17 protein-coding genes and 1 tRNA gene are annotated in these 14,296 nt (G+C 74.1%); 9 read left to right on the top strand and 9 right to left on the bottom strand.

Annotation, left to right across the window (positions count from 1 at the left end):
* Positions 1–18 precede the first annotated feature (18 nt).
* A complete protein-coding gene (locus BSL84_RS00845) occupies positions 19–666 on the bottom strand; it encodes a hypothetical protein (protein WP_075969558.1) in 648 nt (215 codons plus the stop codon).
* Positions 667–980: 314 nt separating this feature from the next.
* Between BSL84_RS00845 and BSL84_RS00840 the strand changes: the two genes are divergently transcribed.
* Entirely contained in the window at positions 981–1,439 is a 459-nt protein-coding gene (locus BSL84_RS00840) for a hypothetical protein (protein ID WP_030033448.1), read from the top strand.
* 86 nt (positions 1,440–1,525) lie between these two features.
* On the opposite strand, the gene BSL84_RS00835 is transcribed toward BSL84_RS00840, so the two are convergent.
* Positions 1,526–1,600, bottom strand: a tRNA-Trp gene (locus BSL84_RS00835).
* A 76-nt stretch (positions 1,601–1,676) separates the two neighbouring features.
* The gene (puuE, locus tag BSL84_RS00830; protein ID WP_030033937.1) at positions 1,677–2,582 is read right to left on the bottom strand and encodes an allantoinase PuuE; all 906 of its coding nucleotides are present in this window, start codon (positions 2,580–2,582) and stop codon (positions 1,677–1,679) included.
* Positions 2,583–2,714: 132 nt separating this feature from the next.
* On the opposite strand from puuE, the gene BSL84_RS00825 reads away from it, so the two are divergent.
* Together BSL84_RS00825 and BSL84_RS00820 are read left to right on the top strand one after the other, a co-directional pair.
* A complete protein-coding gene (locus BSL84_RS00825) occupies positions 2,715–2,999 on the top strand; it encodes a DUF3253 domain-containing protein (RefSeq protein WP_030032619.1) in 285 nt (94 codons plus the stop codon).
* Positions 3,000–3,423: 424 nt separating this feature from the next.
* A complete protein-coding gene (locus BSL84_RS00820; RefSeq protein WP_045324329.1) occupies positions 3,424–3,867 on the top strand; it encodes a transglycosylase SLT domain-containing protein in 444 nt (147 codons plus the stop codon).
* Positions 3,868–4,008: 141 nt separating this feature from the next.
* Here BSL84_RS00820 and BSL84_RS00815 read toward each other — a convergent pair whose 3' ends face one another.
* Entirely contained in the window at positions 4,009–4,389 is a 381-nt protein-coding gene (locus BSL84_RS00815) for an STAS domain-containing protein (RefSeq protein ID WP_051873430.1), read from the bottom strand.
* A 53-nt stretch (positions 4,390–4,442) separates the two neighbouring features.
* On the bottom strand, positions 4,443–5,135 hold the full coding sequence (locus BSL84_RS00810) for an HSP18 transcriptional regulator (protein WP_075971917.1): 693 nt from the start codon (positions 5,133–5,135) through the stop codon (positions 4,443–4,445).
* 159 nt (positions 5,136–5,294) lie between these two features.
* Here BSL84_RS00810 and BSL84_RS00805 point away from each other — a divergent pair, with 159 nt between their 5' ends.
* The 3 genes from BSL84_RS00805 to BSL84_RS00795 all read left to right on the top strand — a co-directional run bounded on the left by BSL84_RS00805 (position 5,295) and on the right by BSL84_RS00795 (position 6,781).
* Complete coding sequence (locus BSL84_RS00805) at positions 5,295–5,729, top strand: Hsp20/alpha crystallin family protein (protein ID WP_030032938.1); 435 nt, start codon at positions 5,295–5,297, stop codon at positions 5,727–5,729.
* A 141-nt stretch (positions 5,730–5,870) separates the two neighbouring features.
* A complete protein-coding gene (locus BSL84_RS00800) occupies positions 5,871–6,266 on the top strand; it encodes a DUF2267 domain-containing protein (RefSeq protein WP_030032941.1) in 396 nt (131 codons plus the stop codon).
* 68 nt (positions 6,267–6,334) lie between these two features.
* Positions 6,335–6,781: a DUF2267 domain-containing protein gene (locus BSL84_RS00795; protein ID WP_030032943.1), complete on the top strand. Its 447-nt coding sequence runs from the start codon at positions 6,335–6,337 to the stop codon at positions 6,779–6,781.
* An 86-nt stretch (positions 6,782–6,867) separates the two neighbouring features.
* Here BSL84_RS00795 and BSL84_RS00790 read toward each other — a convergent pair whose 3' ends face one another.
* The 3 genes from BSL84_RS00790 to BSL84_RS00780 all read right to left on the bottom strand — a co-directional run bounded on the left by BSL84_RS00790 (position 6,868) and on the right by BSL84_RS00780 (position 10,019).
* Complete coding sequence (locus tag BSL84_RS00790; RefSeq protein WP_075969557.1) at positions 6,868–8,319, bottom strand: amino acid permease; 1,452 nt, start codon at positions 8,317–8,319, stop codon at positions 6,868–6,870.
* 186 nt (positions 8,320–8,505) lie between these two features.
* Positions 8,506–9,246 (bottom strand): ferritin-like domain-containing protein, encoded by a 741-nt coding sequence (locus BSL84_RS00785; protein WP_075969556.1) that lies wholly within the window; start codon positions 9,244–9,246, stop codon positions 8,506–8,508.
* Between the two features lie 98 nt (positions 9,247–9,344).
* Positions 9,345–10,019 (bottom strand): deoxynucleoside kinase, encoded by a 675-nt coding sequence (locus BSL84_RS00780; RefSeq protein ID WP_030033220.1) that lies wholly within the window; start codon positions 10,017–10,019, stop codon positions 9,345–9,347.
* Positions 10,020–10,750: 731 nt separating this feature from the next.
* Between BSL84_RS00780 and BSL84_RS00775 the strand changes: the two genes are divergently transcribed.
* On the top strand, positions 10,751–10,975 hold the full coding sequence (locus tag BSL84_RS00775; protein ID WP_045324216.1) for a hypothetical protein: 225 nt from the start codon (positions 10,751–10,753) through the stop codon (positions 10,973–10,975).
* 410 nt (positions 10,976–11,385) lie between these two features.
* Positions 11,386–11,892, top strand: coding sequence for a hypothetical protein (locus BSL84_RS00770; RefSeq protein WP_030034426.1), 507 nt, complete (start codon positions 11,386–11,388; stop codon positions 11,890–11,892).
* A 229-nt stretch (positions 11,893–12,121) separates the two neighbouring features.
* Here the strand turns inward: BSL84_RS00770 and BSL84_RS00765 are convergent, their stop codons facing one another.
* Positions 12,122–12,943 (bottom strand): rhomboid-like protein, encoded by an 822-nt coding sequence (locus tag BSL84_RS00765; RefSeq protein ID WP_159393492.1) that lies wholly within the window; start codon positions 12,941–12,943, stop codon positions 12,122–12,124.
* Between the two features lie 365 nt (positions 12,944–13,308).
* Here BSL84_RS00765 and BSL84_RS00760 point away from each other — a divergent pair, with 365 nt between their 5' ends.
* Positions 13,309–14,199: a C40 family peptidase gene (locus tag BSL84_RS00760; protein ID WP_075969554.1), complete on the top strand. Its 891-nt coding sequence runs from the start codon at positions 13,309–13,311 to the stop codon at positions 14,197–14,199.
* Positions 14,200–14,296: the final 97 nt, after the last annotated feature.

The raw sequence follows: 14,296 nt of genomic DNA, 5'->3' as shown, positions 1-14,296 counted from the left end.
CGCCCCCGGCCGGCACGGCTACGCCGGCCCCGGCCCCGGTCCGGCTGCCGCGTCCGCCGGCTGCCGCGGGCCGGAGCCGGCCCGGGGGCGCCGCCCGGCCCGGTTCCGGTCGCGGTACCAGGCGCCCGCCCCTACCAGCACGGCCGCCCCGGCCCCGTACAGCGGCAGCCACAGGGTCGTCGTCGAGGCCAGGCAGTCGGCGACGGCCTCCTCCCGCCGGCTCTCCCGTACCGACGCCGGCACGGCGCCGCCGCCGGGCAGGCCAGCCACCGCGGCCCTGGTGCGCAGCACCTCGTACCGGCCGATCTCCCCGCAGCGGCTGCGGGTGCCCGGCATGGGGAACAGCCAGTCCCCGCGCTGAAGTACGGGGGCCACAGCGATCGCCACGCACAGGCCGACGACCAGCGCGTACGCGACCAGCGCGCGCATGTACGCCGTCCGGACGCCGGGCCTCCACGCCGGCCGGACCTGGAAGGCGAAGACCACCGCGAAGAGCGTCACCCCGATGTAGGTGGCGAACCACTGCCAGGAGCCCTGCGCGAGCGCGAACGTCAGGACCGCGGCGAGCCCGATGCCGATGACCCCGGCCTGGCCGGGGGTGTCGTCGCCCGCGCCCGCGCCCGGGGCCGCGGGCCTGCGCTCTTCGCGGGGGCGGGGGTCGCTCACGGGCCCCTCCTGCGGGGTCTCGACAGGTCTCGGAGTCGGCCCCCCAGCATCCGCCGCGCCCCCCGGCGCGGCCCCGCCCGCCATGCCGGGGGCGGGCGGACGGGGCCCGGACGGGTTCGGGAAGGGGGCCCGGATGGGGGAGGCGGGCCCGGACGGAGGGGAGGCGCGCGGCCTGTCACGCGCCTGTGACAGTCGGCGGACAGGTTCGTGAAGTCCCGGAGCCAGTCTTTTAACCAGAGAACGAAACGGACATTTCGCCCCAAGTTCTCTGGACCCGATCCTCCCCCTCCCCCCTCTCACCTGGAGTCATCCTCATGTTCCGTTCCACCTCCCGGAAGCAGCGTTTCGCGATGTACGCCGTCTCGGCCGCGATCGTCGGAGGAGGCGTGCTGGTGCCCACCAGCGCTTTCGCCGCCCCCGCAGCCGCCGGTACGACCTCGGTCGCTGCCCAGGCGAAGAGCGGCCACGAGAGCGACCACAAGAAGGAGAAGTGGGAGAAGAAGGACAAGAAGCACGACAAGGGCAAGAAGCACCAGAAGCACGACAAGGGCAAGAAGCACGGCAAGGGCAAGAAGAACAAGGTCCGCGACGTGGAGAACATGCCGGGCTGCAAGTTCTACCAGGGCAAGGTCTACTGCGAGCACAAGCCCGACAAGCCCGCCCCCGCCCCCGCGCCGGCCCCGAACACCAACCCGGCGGACAAGGAGAACCCCGACAAGGTCCCCGCCAAGCCGAACCCGGCCCCTCCGTCCGCCCCCAAGGCCGCAAGCTGAACCACCCGCGCCCCGTGAACCGGCCCGGCCCCCGCCCGCACCCCCGCCCCCGGGGTGCGGCCGGGGGCCGCCGCACGTCCGCGGGACGGAGCCGGCCGGATTCGAACCGGCGTCCTCACGGTTTTGGAGACCGCGCGCGACGACCTCTGCGCTACGACCCCGCCCCGCCCGGCATCCTAAGGGCCGTCCCGCAATCCCCGGCGGGCGCGCGGCGCCGCACCCCTCACCGCACCCCCCTCACCGCACCGGCGGGTGCGCCGACAGCCAGTGCCGGGCGATCTCCTCCCGCGTCGCCAGCCACGCCCCGCCCCGCTGTTCAAGGTGTCTCAGGAAGCCGTCCAGCGCACGGATGCGCCCCGGCCGCCCGATGATCCGGCAGTGCATGCCCACACTCATCATCCGCGGCCGCTCCCCGCCCTCGGCCCACAGCGTCTCGAAGGTGTCGACGAGATAGGCGAGCATGTCGTCGGCGGTCGTGAAGCCGTGGACGATCAGGAACTTGAAATCGTTCGCGTCCAGGCTGTACGGCACCACCAGGTGCGGGCGCCCACCCGTCTCGGCATAGAACGGCAGATCGTCGGAGTAGTCGTCGCTGTCATAGAGGAAACCGCCCCCGGCCACCAGGCGCCGCGTGTTCGCACTGGTCCGCCCGGTGTACCAGCCCACCGGCCGGCGCCCCACCAGCCGCCCGATCACCGCCGCCGTCTCCGCGATGTCGGCCCGCTCCACCTCCTCGGGCACCTGCCGGTAGTCGATCCACCGCCGGCCGTGGCCCGCCACCTCCCAGCCCGCCGCGCCCATCGCACGCGCCGCCTGCGGGTTGCGCTCCAACGCCTGCCCCACGGCGAAGACGGTCAGCGGCGCGCCGTACGCCGCCAGCGTGCGGTGGATCCGCCAGAAACCGGCACGCGCACCGTAGGCGAACATCGACTCCGCGTTCAGGTCCCGCCCGCCCCTCACGGGCGGCGCACCGACGATCTCATGGAGGTACCCCTCCGACGCCGCATCCCCCTCCAGGACGTTCTGCTCCCCGCCCTCCTCGTAGTTCAGCACCAGACTCACCGCGACACGGGCACCCCCCGGCCACGCGGCGTGCGGCGGCTCGGCCCCGTACCCCACCAGGTCACGCTGCAGCTCGGACACGGCCGCACCCTACCGCCGCCCACCGCGCCCACCGCGCCTCCCGCGCCCGCGTCCCCAGGGCCGGCTGCGCCTGGACTCGCTGCGCAGCGGTCCGCCGGGGCGGCAGGGGGCGGGCGGTGCGAGACTGGCGCCGTGACGGGCGGCAACCGGCAGACGGACCGGCAGACGGACCGGCAGCTGGAGCGGGCCATCCTCGAACTCCTCCGGCGCAGGGCCCCGACCGCGACGATCTGCCCCTCCGACGCCGCGCGGGCCGTGTACGAGGGGGACGGCGACGGCTGGCGCGCGCTCATGGAGCCGGCCCGCCGCGCGGCCCGGCGGCTGGTCGCCGCAGGGAAGGTCGAGATCACCCAGGGCGGCCGCCGAGTCGATCCGGCGAAGGCCCGCGGCCCGATCCGTATCCGCCGCACCCCCTGACCCGGCCCCCGGCTCCGCAGGGCAGCGGCCGGAGAACCCGAACCCCGAACCGCTTATCTCCTTGCATTCCGGTGTAATTCGGACATGGAGTCCGGCCTGTCGAAGGGTACGAGTGGTCACGCTCGGTGAGATCCGGGGGTCCCGGAGGTGAGCCGCCCCATAGGACCCACGTCACACACGAAGGTGGATAGTAGACCGCCAAAGCCTCGTATCGGCCCCTTCTGTGCGGCTCCCACCTGCGTGGATCCCCTGCCGCCCGCCCCCTGGCCCGGGGTGCCTGACTGCGAAGGCCCCTAGTAATGGCGGTCGTTGCCAGGGCTGCGGGGCGTCGGTAGAACTGGATGAGTCGCCGGGCGGCACGGGTTCCCACCCGCCGCTGACGAACCCCTCTCCACCGCGTGAGTGGCTCACGCATGCCCCGGGCATGCCGCGACCGCCCTTGTCCCCTGTGGAAGGTATCTCCGTGTCCAACACCGTCATCCGCCGCATCGCCGCCTCCAAGAAGGCCCTCGCGGGCACCGTCGTCGCCCTCGGTGTCGCCGGTTCCATGCTCGCCGCGGTTCCCGCCCAGGCGGCCCCGACGAGCGCCAAGGCGATCGCCCAGCAGATGATCAAGGACCCGGCGCAGTTCGCGGCCTTCAACAACATCGTTTCCCGCGAGAGCGGCTGGAACCACACCGCCACGAACGCCTCCTCCGGCGCGTACGGCCTGGTCCAGGCCCTGCCGGCCTCGAAGATGGCCTCCGCGGGCGCCGACTGGAAGACCAACCCGGCCACCCAGATCAAGTGGGGCCTGGACTACATGAACGAGCGCTACGGCAGCCCCGTCGGCGCCTGGAACTTCTGGCAGACCCACCACTGGTACTGAGCCGCCACAGGGTAGTCGCCGCACGCATGCGAAAGCGCCCCGGCCGGGATCCCCCGGCCGGGGCGCTTTCGCATGCGTGCGGCCCCCCACCCGCCCGGATCCCAAGCCGCCCGCCCGGATCCCAAGCCGCCCGGCCGGGTCTCAAGCGGGCCGGGCGGGCGGTCCGTCCTCCCGGGGGAACAGGGGTGCCGCGCCGGTCATCTGCAGCAGGCGCTGGAGCTGGGGTGCCGGATCCGCCAGGTGGATCGCGGTGCCGGCCTCGACCGCCCGCAGCCGTGCGGCGAGCAGCGCGTTGAGTCCGGAGGAGTCGCAGAAGGTGACCCGGCTGCAGTCGGTGACGATGCGGTCGGCCTGCGCGGCGTCGACGTGGGCGAGGGCCCGGGTCAGGGCGCGGGTCAGGAACGGGGCGGTGACGATGTCGATCTCGCCTGCGGGCCGGACCGCGACCACGCGGCCGACGATCTCGACGACGGGCTCTGCACCGGTCTTCGCGCCGGTCTCCCGGTCGGGGTGTTCGGCCATGGGATCCCTCCTCGGATCGCGGCCGGTGGGCGAGGGTCGTTCGCACACGGGCTTCAGGAGTTGCGCTGGTCGTTGCTGTCGCGGCGGAGCCGGTCGGCGTGGCGGGTCATGGCGTCGATACGGTCGGCCAGTTCGGCGTCGCCGGGCCCCAGATGGGGCCGGGTGCCGGCCAGCGGGCCCACCAGGCGGGCGGCGTCGTCGCCGCCCAGGGCCAGGTTGAGTTCGCCGACGGCCCCCTCGGCGCCCGGCGGGAGGCCGGTGAGCGAGGTGACCTGGCCCGCCAGGCGGCGCAGGTCGGCCGCGTTGTCGCGGGCCCAGGCGGTGACGCTGCGGTCGGCGGCCCGCGCGTCACGGGTGGCCTGCACCCGCTGTTCGCCGGTGCTCCCGGCGGCGCCGGGACGCAGCCGCAGGTAGCGGCGCTCGGCCGCCTGGCGGCTCGCGACCCCCAGGGGCCCGGCGAGCTCCGCCCAGCTGACGCCCTGGCCGCGGGCCGTTTCGATCAGGACGCTCTCCCAGCCGGTGATCCGCTCACGGACCTCGCGGAGCCTGCGCAGGGCCTCCAGGGCCTGCTCCGGACCGCCGCCCCCCGCCGCCGCGCCCGCCGCCGCGCCCGCCGTGTCCGCCGTGTCCGCCTCCGCGCCGCCGGAGGCGCGGTGCGCGTCCTCGACGGCCCGGTGGATGGCCTGCAGCGCCGCGGCGGCGTCCGGGGCGCGGACCGGTGGGACGGGGGGAGAAGTCTCGTTCACGGTGCCCTCCGAAGGCTCGTCACCCGACCCGACACGCACCACCGGCGCGTCATCCATCAGGTGACATTCTACTTGTCATCGCTTCGATGACATGTTACAACGGAAGCACGTTGAAGCGCATTGGCAGTTCCTGCCTGAACCGACTGGAGGTGTTTCGCGATGTTGATGCGCACCGACCCGTTCCGCGAGATGGACCGCATCGTCCAGCAGCTCTCGGGAGCGTCCGGGACCTGGTCGAAGCCGTCCGTCATGCCGATGGACGCCTACCGCGAGGACGACGTGTACGTGATCGCCTTCGACCTGCCCGGAGTGAGCACCGAGGCGATCGACATCGACGTCGAGCGGAACATGCTGACCGTCAAGGCGGAGCGCCGTCCCGTAGCCAAGGGCGACACCGTGCAGATGGAGCTCTCCGAGCGGCCCCTGGGCGTCTTCTCCCGCCAGCTGATGCTGGCCGACACCCTCGACACCGAGCGCATCGAAGCCGACTACGACGCGGGTGTCCTGACCCTGCGGATCCCGATCGCCGAGCGTGCCAAGCCCCGGAAGATCGCCATCGGCGGCGAGTCCGGCCGCAAGCAGATCTCCGGCTGAGCACCCTCTGGCAGCGGCGGAGGGCGGGGAGACCGACCCCCCTCCGGCACCCCGCCCCTCCGCCCTCCGTGCCCCGCCGCCTCCTCCTTCTCCTGCTTCTTCTCGCACCTCACCCCTGCCCCTGCCCCGGAGGTGATGTGGATGCCGATGCGTCCGGACGCGTTCTTGGACCACGTCCGCGAAAGCGGCGAGTACCCCACCCGGGCCGAAGCCGAACGCGCGGCCCGCGTCGTCCTGGCCCTGCTCGGCGCCCACCTGGTGGGCACCGTACGAGCCGAGCTGGCCGCCAGGCTCCCCGAGACCTACGCCCTGATCCTGCTGAACCCGCTGCAGGCCGCCGAACCCCTCTCCCCGGAGCGCTTCGTCCGCGCGACCGCGGCCTGGATCGAAGGCGCCACCGAGAAGACCGCCCTGTGGGACATCGGCGCGGTCCTGTCCACCGTCGCCGACGCGGCCGGCGACACCCTCACCCGCGAGATCCTGCTCCAGCTCCCGGTCGGCTACGACGTCCTCTTCGGCCACCCCCGGCCCACCTGACCGCCCGCCCCGCCCCGTTCCCGCCGTCCCGACGCCGGACCTTCGAAGAGAAAGGCAACCGCAGCACCATGTACGACCAGCCTCGCCCGAACCAGGCGCCGCCCGCCATGACGTTCGACCGGATGCTGGAGCGCGTGCGCTACGAAGGCGCCTACCCCACCGCCGAACGCGCCGAGGAAGCCGTCCGCGCCGTCCTGGCCGCCCTCGGCCGGCAGGTCACCGGAGACGAACGCGTCGACCTCGCCCAGGCCCTGCCCGTCGAGGCCGCCCTCGCCCTGACCGCCCAGATCCCCGGCGTCGAACAGCTCACCGGCTGGGGCTTCGTCAAGGACCTGGCCGCCCGCACCGGCACCACCCCCGCCATCGCCCGCTGGGACACCGGAGCCGTCCTCGCCGTCGTCGCCCGCCTCGCCGGACCCGACCTCCTCGCCCGGATCCTGAACCGGCTCCCCGACGGCTACGCCCTCCTCTTCGGGCAGGCACAGCTGCGCCGGCCCGAGCCCGCCGCCGCCTGACCCCGCCCCTGGCGCCCCGCCCGCCCCCCGGCGCCCCGCCCGCTCCCGGGGCGGCGGCGCCGGCCGCGGCGGGCGGGGCCACGCCGTCAGCTCCCCGTCCCCGCCCGGCCCGCCGGCTCCTCCGGGGCGGCGCCGGCCAGCTTGGAGTGGCGGTAGGAGTAGCCGAAGTAGATGACCAGCCCGAGCAGGAACCACAGCGCGAAGCGGATCCACGTCTCCACCCGCAGGTAGGTGATGAGCCAGACGGAGGCGACCACACCGATGGCCGGGGTGAACGGCATGAGCGGGGTGCGGAAGGTACGCGGCAGGTCGGGGCGCCGGTAGCGCAGCACGATGACCGCCGTACACACGACGGCGAAGGCGAGCAGGATGCCGATGTTCGTCAGCTCCGCCGCCTCCCCGATCGGGACGAGGCCGGCGATGGCCGCGGACGCCACACCGACGATCCACGTCACCCGGGTCGGCACGTGCCGGGTCGGATGCGTCTTGGCGAACCAGCGCGGCAGCAGCCCGTCGCGGCTCATGGAGAACCACACCCGCGTCACACCCAGCATGAACGTGAACATCACCGTGAGGATGCCGATGATCGCCCCGACCGCGATGACGTTCGCGAGCGCGTCCAGCCCGACCGCCTTGAACGCGGTGGAGAAACCGCTCTCCGGGTCGATCTCCGTGTAGTTCTGCATACCCGTCAGGACCAGGCAGGCGAGCACGTACAGGGCCATGGCGATCGCCAGGGAGTACAGGATCGCCCGCGGCATGTGGCGCTGGGCGTCCTTGGACTCCTCCGCCGCCGTGCTCATCGCGTCGTAGCCGAAGACCGCGAAGAAGACCGTCGCCGCACCGGTGAACGCACCCCCCACCCCGTAGGGGAAGAAGGGCGTGTAGTTGGAGGTGTCGATGTGGAAGAAGCCCACGACGATGACCAGGAGGACCACCAGCACCTTCAAGACGACCACCACCGTCTCGAACCGCGCGGCGCTCTTGATCCCCAGATTCAGCAGGTACGCGGTGAACAGGCACAGGACGGCGGCGATCAGGTCGAAGCGGTGGCCCTCACCGGTCCCCGGCGCCCCCAGCATCCAGGTCGGCAGCGCCGCGCCCGTCTCCACCAGCAGGAAGTTGAAGTAGCCCGAGATCCCGATGGCGACGACCGCCACGATGGCGGTGTACTCCAGCAGCAGGTCCCACCCGATGAACCAGCCCACCAGCTCGCCCAGGACGGCGTACCCGTAGGTGTAGGCGGAACCGGCCTTCGGGATCAGCCCGGCGAACTCCGCGTAGGAGAACGCCGCCGCGGCGCTGGCCACACCGGCGATCAGGAAGGAGACCAGCACGGCCGGGCCCGCGACACCGTTGGCGACCGTCCCCGCCAGGGTGAAGATCCCGGCGCCGATGATGCCGCCGACCCCGATCGCGGTGAGCTGCCACAGGCCCAGAGTGCGCGTGAGCTGCTCGCTGAGGGCCCCTTCCGGTTCCTCGATGTGCTCGATCGGTTTGCGGCGCAGCACTCCTTGCCCCGTGCCCAACCTGGCCATGCGCACGTCCTTTCCACAAAGGGGGGTGACGGCACGTCATCATTCCGGCGCGGGCAGCCATACGGAACGAGGCGCCCCGTACGGCGCGGCCGCCGCACGCCGGGCGGCGTCACGGGGGAAAAGTCCCCGCCCCCGGCCGCCCCCGCCGCACGGGCCGCCGCCCGCCCCCCGCCGGCCGGGCCCGGGTCAGACCTGCGCGCCCGCGCCGGCCGGCGCCGGAACCGGGCCGCCCGCCATCGCACGGGCCATCCGGCCCGAGCGGCGCAGGGTCTGCGCGACGAACGCGCCGCGGCCCACCCCCAGCTCCCGCAGGGCCGGGCCGTGGTCCACCGCGACCAGGGCGGCGGCGCCCGCCAGCAGCCCGCACCACCCGGCCGTCACGGCCTGCCGGGCGGGCCGCGGCAGCGCGGCCAGGCCCTCCCGCAGCCGCATGCAGTGGAACGGGACGTGCCGCTCCTCGTCCGCCAGGATCCGCCCCGCGACCTCGCGGACCAGAGCGTCGGCGGTCCCGTCGCGCAGGGCCCGGTAGTACCCCAGCGCCACCGCCTCGGCGACCATCAGCACCAGCAGCTCCACCCGCAGCCCGAGCAGCCGCCGCACCCGGACGAAGGCCGCGTCGCTCCAGTGCCCCTCCAGGGTCGCGGCCCCGGCCGCCGCCAGCAGCAGCTTCAGCATCCGCGCGTGGTTCTGCTCCTCGGCGACGAAGAGCCGCACCGCCTCACCGTAGAGCGGATCCCCCGCGCGATCGGCCTTGCCGCACAGCGCGGAGCCGTCACCGTCCTCCCCGACCTGAAACTTCTGGATGCTGCGCACGATCTCGGGGGACAGGCGCGCGCCCTGGCCCCACTCGGGATCGCCCAGCGCGGCCCGCCGCTCCCGCTCGGCCTCGAACTCGCGCACCCATGCCCCGTACCCAGTTTTGATCATGTTCAAGAATCTAGCGATGGTTGAGCATGTTCAAAAGTGTTGGGGTGTCATGGCCCCGTAACAGAAAGCACGCCGCCGCCCCGGGGCCGCCCGCCGTCTCAGACCCCGGCCGCCGCCCCCCGCCGGACCGCGGCCAGGGCGTTCTTGACGTCCTGCGCCACGCGGGCCGCGTCGTCGGGGTTGTGCACCACATCGGTGCGGTTCATGTCGACGACGAGGACCTCGCTGGCCGAGTAGTGCCTGTGCACCCAGTCGTCGTAGCCGGACCACAGCGTCCGGTAGTACTCCACGAGGCTCTCGTCCTGCTCGAAATCACGGCCCCGCAGGCCGATCCGGTGCAGCACCGTCTCGAAGTCCGCCTTGAGGTAGACCATCAGGTCGGGCGCCTTGCGGTACGGCAGGCCGTCGATCTCGCGCATCATCTCCCCGAGCAGCCCCTCGTAGACCTGCATCTCCAGGGAGCTGATCCGGCCCAGGCCGTGGTTGACCTTGGCGAAGTACCAGTCCTCGTAGATGGAGCGGTCCAGGACGTTGTCGCCCTGCTTGTAGGCCTCCTTGATCGCGGCGAACCGCGTCTGCAGGAAGTAGAGCTGGAGCAGGAAGGGGTAGCGCCTGGCCTGGATCTCCTCGGGGCTCGCCGTGTAGAAGAGCGGAAGGATCGGATTGTCGTCCACGCTCTCGTAGAAGACCTCGCTGCCCAGCTCCTTGGCGAGCAGCTCGGCCACGCTCGTCTTCCCGATGCCGATCATGCCTCCGACGCAGATCACTGCCATCCCTCACTTCTCCCTGGCGGTCCTATGTGCGTGGGCGTGCGGGCTGGGCATCTCACACCGCTCAGACCCGCGCCGACGGCACGCGATTCCTCTGGGAGTTCATGATCAGCGTCAGACGAATCCCCGCCCCGACGGAACGAAAAGCCCCCTGACGCGGGCCGCTCTCGTCGACCGGCCGGCCCGGCCCCTCCGCGGCCGCCACGCCGGCGGCGAGCCGCGGCCCCGCGGCCAGCCTGAATCTTAGATGACGATCCGCCCGCCCCCGCCCGTGCCGCCCGTGCGGCCGCGGCGCGGCCCGAGGACCGGCTCTGCCGTCGGGTCCGCTGCCCGGGGGCGGCGGTCTGAGCGCCGGCGCCGGGGGTTTACCGGACGTCCCCGGTCCCGGCCGGGGAGGAGGCCGGGCAGCGGGGTGTCCGGGTGCCGGGCGGACCCGGGCGGCAGCCCGTCGTGCGGGCGGGCCTGCCGCATGACGGGGAGGGAGGGCGCCATGCGGCGGGACCGCCTTTCCGAAAGCGACCCCACCACCGCAGGGGGTCCGCTTCCGGTCTCCACGCGTCTGTCCGCAGCGTCCGCCCCCAAACCCCCCGTCCTTCCGCCGTCCTGAGCCCCCGTCACCCGGGCCGCGTCCACCCGCACGGTACGGACGCGGCCGGCGCGGCCCCTTGCCCGCCGAGCGGTACGCAGGCGGGGCACCGGATGCCGGATGCGCCGGGTGCCCGCACCGTGGAGGTATGGCGGACCAGACGGAGATCGTGATCCACCCCGTGTCCCCGCAGGGCGGGCGCAAGGTCACCGTGCACGCGCTCGGCGTCGACGCCGACCTCGGCCGGGCGTACACCCCCGGGGACGTGTCGGAGCTCCTGCGCCGGGCCGGCCTGGAGGACGTGGACCTGTCCGAGGACGGCCCGATCCGCTGGGAGGGCGGCGGCCCCGAGGTGTGGACCGGCGACATCTGACACCGGCCGGCGGGCCGGCGAGGGCACGGCCCGCCCCGCCCCCCCCCGGGATCCGGGGGGTACGGCAGCGCCCGGGAGGCGGCCGTATGCCGCGCGCCGCACGAGCGGCCCCACCCCCGCGGCGCGCCCCCACGGGCAGCCCCGCCGTCAAGGCGCACGGCGGGGGCGCCCCCGGCGGACCCACCCCCAAGCCCATTCCTTAGAGTGACGGATGGTGGCTGTGCGTGTGTCCGCGGGTCGGGCGCGGAATGTTCGATCCCGAAAAGGAGGCCGCCGCGGACGCGCGACGGCCTCACCACTCGGCGAGCCGGCCGGGCACAGGCGGGAGACCCACGCGACCCGCGGTGCGAGCGGTCGACCAGGGCGCCGCCCCGTCGACGCGGCCGGCCCGCACCCACGGAAGGAAACACATGAGGAAGCTTGCTTGGGCTGCCCGGGGTACCGCCGCGGTCGCGGCCGCCCTGCTCGCCGGGGCGCTCGCGGCCCCGTCCGCACTCGCGAACGACGACCCCTCCGCCCAGGACACCCAGGCCCAGAGCGACACGTCGAGGGAGTGCTCGGTGGCACGGGACGTGAGCTCCACCGTCGTCGACTACTCCGGAGCCGGCGGCCTGTTCGAGACCGTCTTCCGCGCCGCGACCGACCGCAAGGGCCACGCCTTCCTCAACGACAGCCGCAACCCCGGCGTGTGGATCAACCTCGGCCTCCTGGCCGGGGCGCCCCGGTGCGTGTCGGGCACCGCCGTGTCGGTCACCGAGGAAGACCCCGGACACCTCTACATCACCCTCCTGGCCAGCAACGGAGTGATCCGCCAGGCCGTCTGCGCCACCACCTCCGGAACCCCCTTCACCCCGGCCAACCTTCCGGCCGCATGCGGCGTGGGCTTCACCCCCCTGTCCGACACCCCCGTCGCCTGACCCCACCGCGCCGCACGGCCCGCCGCTCCCGGCCGGCCACGGCGGGACCGGCCCCGGCGGGACCGGCGCACAGTACGCGCCGGACCCGCCGACAGGCGCCGGCCGCCGGCTGAACGGGGCCGCCGTCCCAGGACGGCGGCCCCTCGGCACGCCCCCTCGCCCCCGCCCCGGCCCGACCACCGCGCGCAGCCCGCGCGGAGCCTCGTACGGCGGTACACACACCGGCGGTTCACCCACCCGGCGGGGGCCCCTCCGCCCCAGCCGCCGCCTGCGACGCCGGCCGCGGGGCACGGCCCGCCCGCGGCCCGGCGCCGCGCGCAGCAGGACACCCACCGCCCCCACCGCCCCCACCGCCCCCGGCGCGGACCCGCCGGCGCCTGAAAGCCGGGACGGCCGCCAGCCCGAAGCCCAGGCCCGCCGCCAGGAGATGACCGACCGTGGTGAAGTCCGGCAACGGCCCGGCCACCCACTCGGCACCCCCCAGCGGCCATCCGAGAACGAAGACCGCCCACGGCGGCCGCCCCCACCGCGGCAGGGCGAGCGTGCCGACCGCCAGCACCGCCTGCGCCCCGTAGCTGACACCGAAGTCCAGGCCCTGCCGCACGGCCGGCGGATACCAGCCCTGCCGCAGCGCGACGGCGATGACGACCGCGGTGAGCAGGGTGGCCGCGACATGCCCCCCGAGGAACACCGCCATCGCCCGCGGCGCTCCCCACCGGTACTCCGCCCAGGCCAGGAAGCAGCACACCCCCAGCCCCAACGTGATCAACGTGCCCACGAACCCGGTCGAGGCGACGTCCGTGAGCGTGCCGTCGAAGAACAGCGCACTGCCCGCCAGCGCGGCCAGCGGATGATCACGCAGGTTGTCCGGACTGGTGCTGACGTAGCCCAGCACCCCGGCCGCCCGGTCCGCGGACAGCCCGCGGCCGACCCAGACATGGGTGGCCAGCAGCAGACAGACGTAGCCGAAGGTCAGGGGCGCACGGCGCGGGTACCCCCACAGGGCGCGGAACACCCGCCCAGGGGGACCCGGCGGCGACGGCAGGTTCATGTCGGGCACTCTCCAGGTCGGGTCGACAGCGGGGGGCCGGGCGGACGACGCCGACGTCTCTCCTCCGCCCCCTTGGAGGTGATGCGGTTCGCCGCGCCCGGGTTCCGGCGGCCCCGCACCCGCAGCCTGTTGACGGGGCCTCAAAGCCCGCGGCGGAGCAGGGGTTTCCCAGGCGTTTCCCCGTTGCCCGTCGCAGTGGGCGACCCGCGCCTCCTCGACACGCGAGGGCGCCGGGGGACAGTCTCGAACCGCCCGGCGGCCGACCGGTCCGTGCCCCTGCGACACGGACACCGCGACCAGCACGACGGGCACGACGGGTACGACGACCCGCGCGACACCGCGCGGCGGAAACGGGGGACCAGGCGATGACGATGCGTACAGCGGCACCGGCGGCGATGGCCGCGCTCACCCTCCTGACCGCGTGGGCGGGCGCCCACAGCGCCACCGCGGCCCCGACCGCCCCGGCGGCCCCGACGACGGCGAAGGCGGCGAAGGCGGCGAAGGCGGCCGGCACCTGCGCCGTCCTCGCCCCCGGAGCCTCCGCGGTGGCCGAGAAGGCCGTGGCGGCCGCGTGCGAACAGATCGGCGTCTGGTACACCTGGGGCGGCGGCCACGGACCACAGCCCGGACCGACCTACGGACAGGTCGACCCCAGCGACCCCGACAGCGCCCACGACCCCGAACGGCTCGGCTTCGACTGCTCGGGACTGGTCCGCTACGCCTACGCCCGCGCGGCCGGCGGCGACCCGCTGACCGGCAACGCCTACCACCAGTTCCACTCGCCGCAGGTGCGGCAGCGCTTCACCGCCGCCCAGGCGACCGGCCCGCTGCTCCCGGGCGACCTCCTGGCCTGGGGCTCCGGGGGCGCCGTCCACCACATCGCGATCTACCTGGGCGCGGGAAAGATGGTCGAGGCCCGCGAATCGGGCACCCGGATCACCGTCAGCGACGTACGCCTGGGCGGCGACTACGCCGGAGCGGTCCGCATCGCCCCGCCGGCGGCCGCACCCGGCACGTTCAGCACCTGGGGCACGGACGTGTGGACCCACCAGGAACCGTCCACCACCAGCCCGCGGGTACACCGGTTCCCCGGCCCGACCACGGTGCGCATCGAGTGCCAGAAGCACGCCGAACCGGTGACCGCCGAGGGCTACACCAACGACGCCTGGTCCTACCTGCCCGAGTACGGGGCCTGGATCACCAACATCTACATCAAGGGCGCGGCCTGGCTGGACGGCGTACGCACCTGCCCCTGACCGGCCGGCGAGCCCCCGGCCCCGCCCCCTGCCCGGGCGCCCGCCGGCGGTGCTGGTGCCGCTCGGGCAGCCGGCTGTCCGGATGCGCGCCCACAGC

This window comes from Streptomyces sp. TN58, assembly GCF_001941845.1.
In the GTDB taxonomy this organism is placed as follows: domain Bacteria; phylum Actinomycetota; class Actinomycetes; order Streptomycetales; family Streptomycetaceae; genus Streptomyces.
The sequence above is the reverse complement of the archived record's forward strand: the minus strand, read 5'-3'. Positions and strand labels throughout refer to the sequence as shown.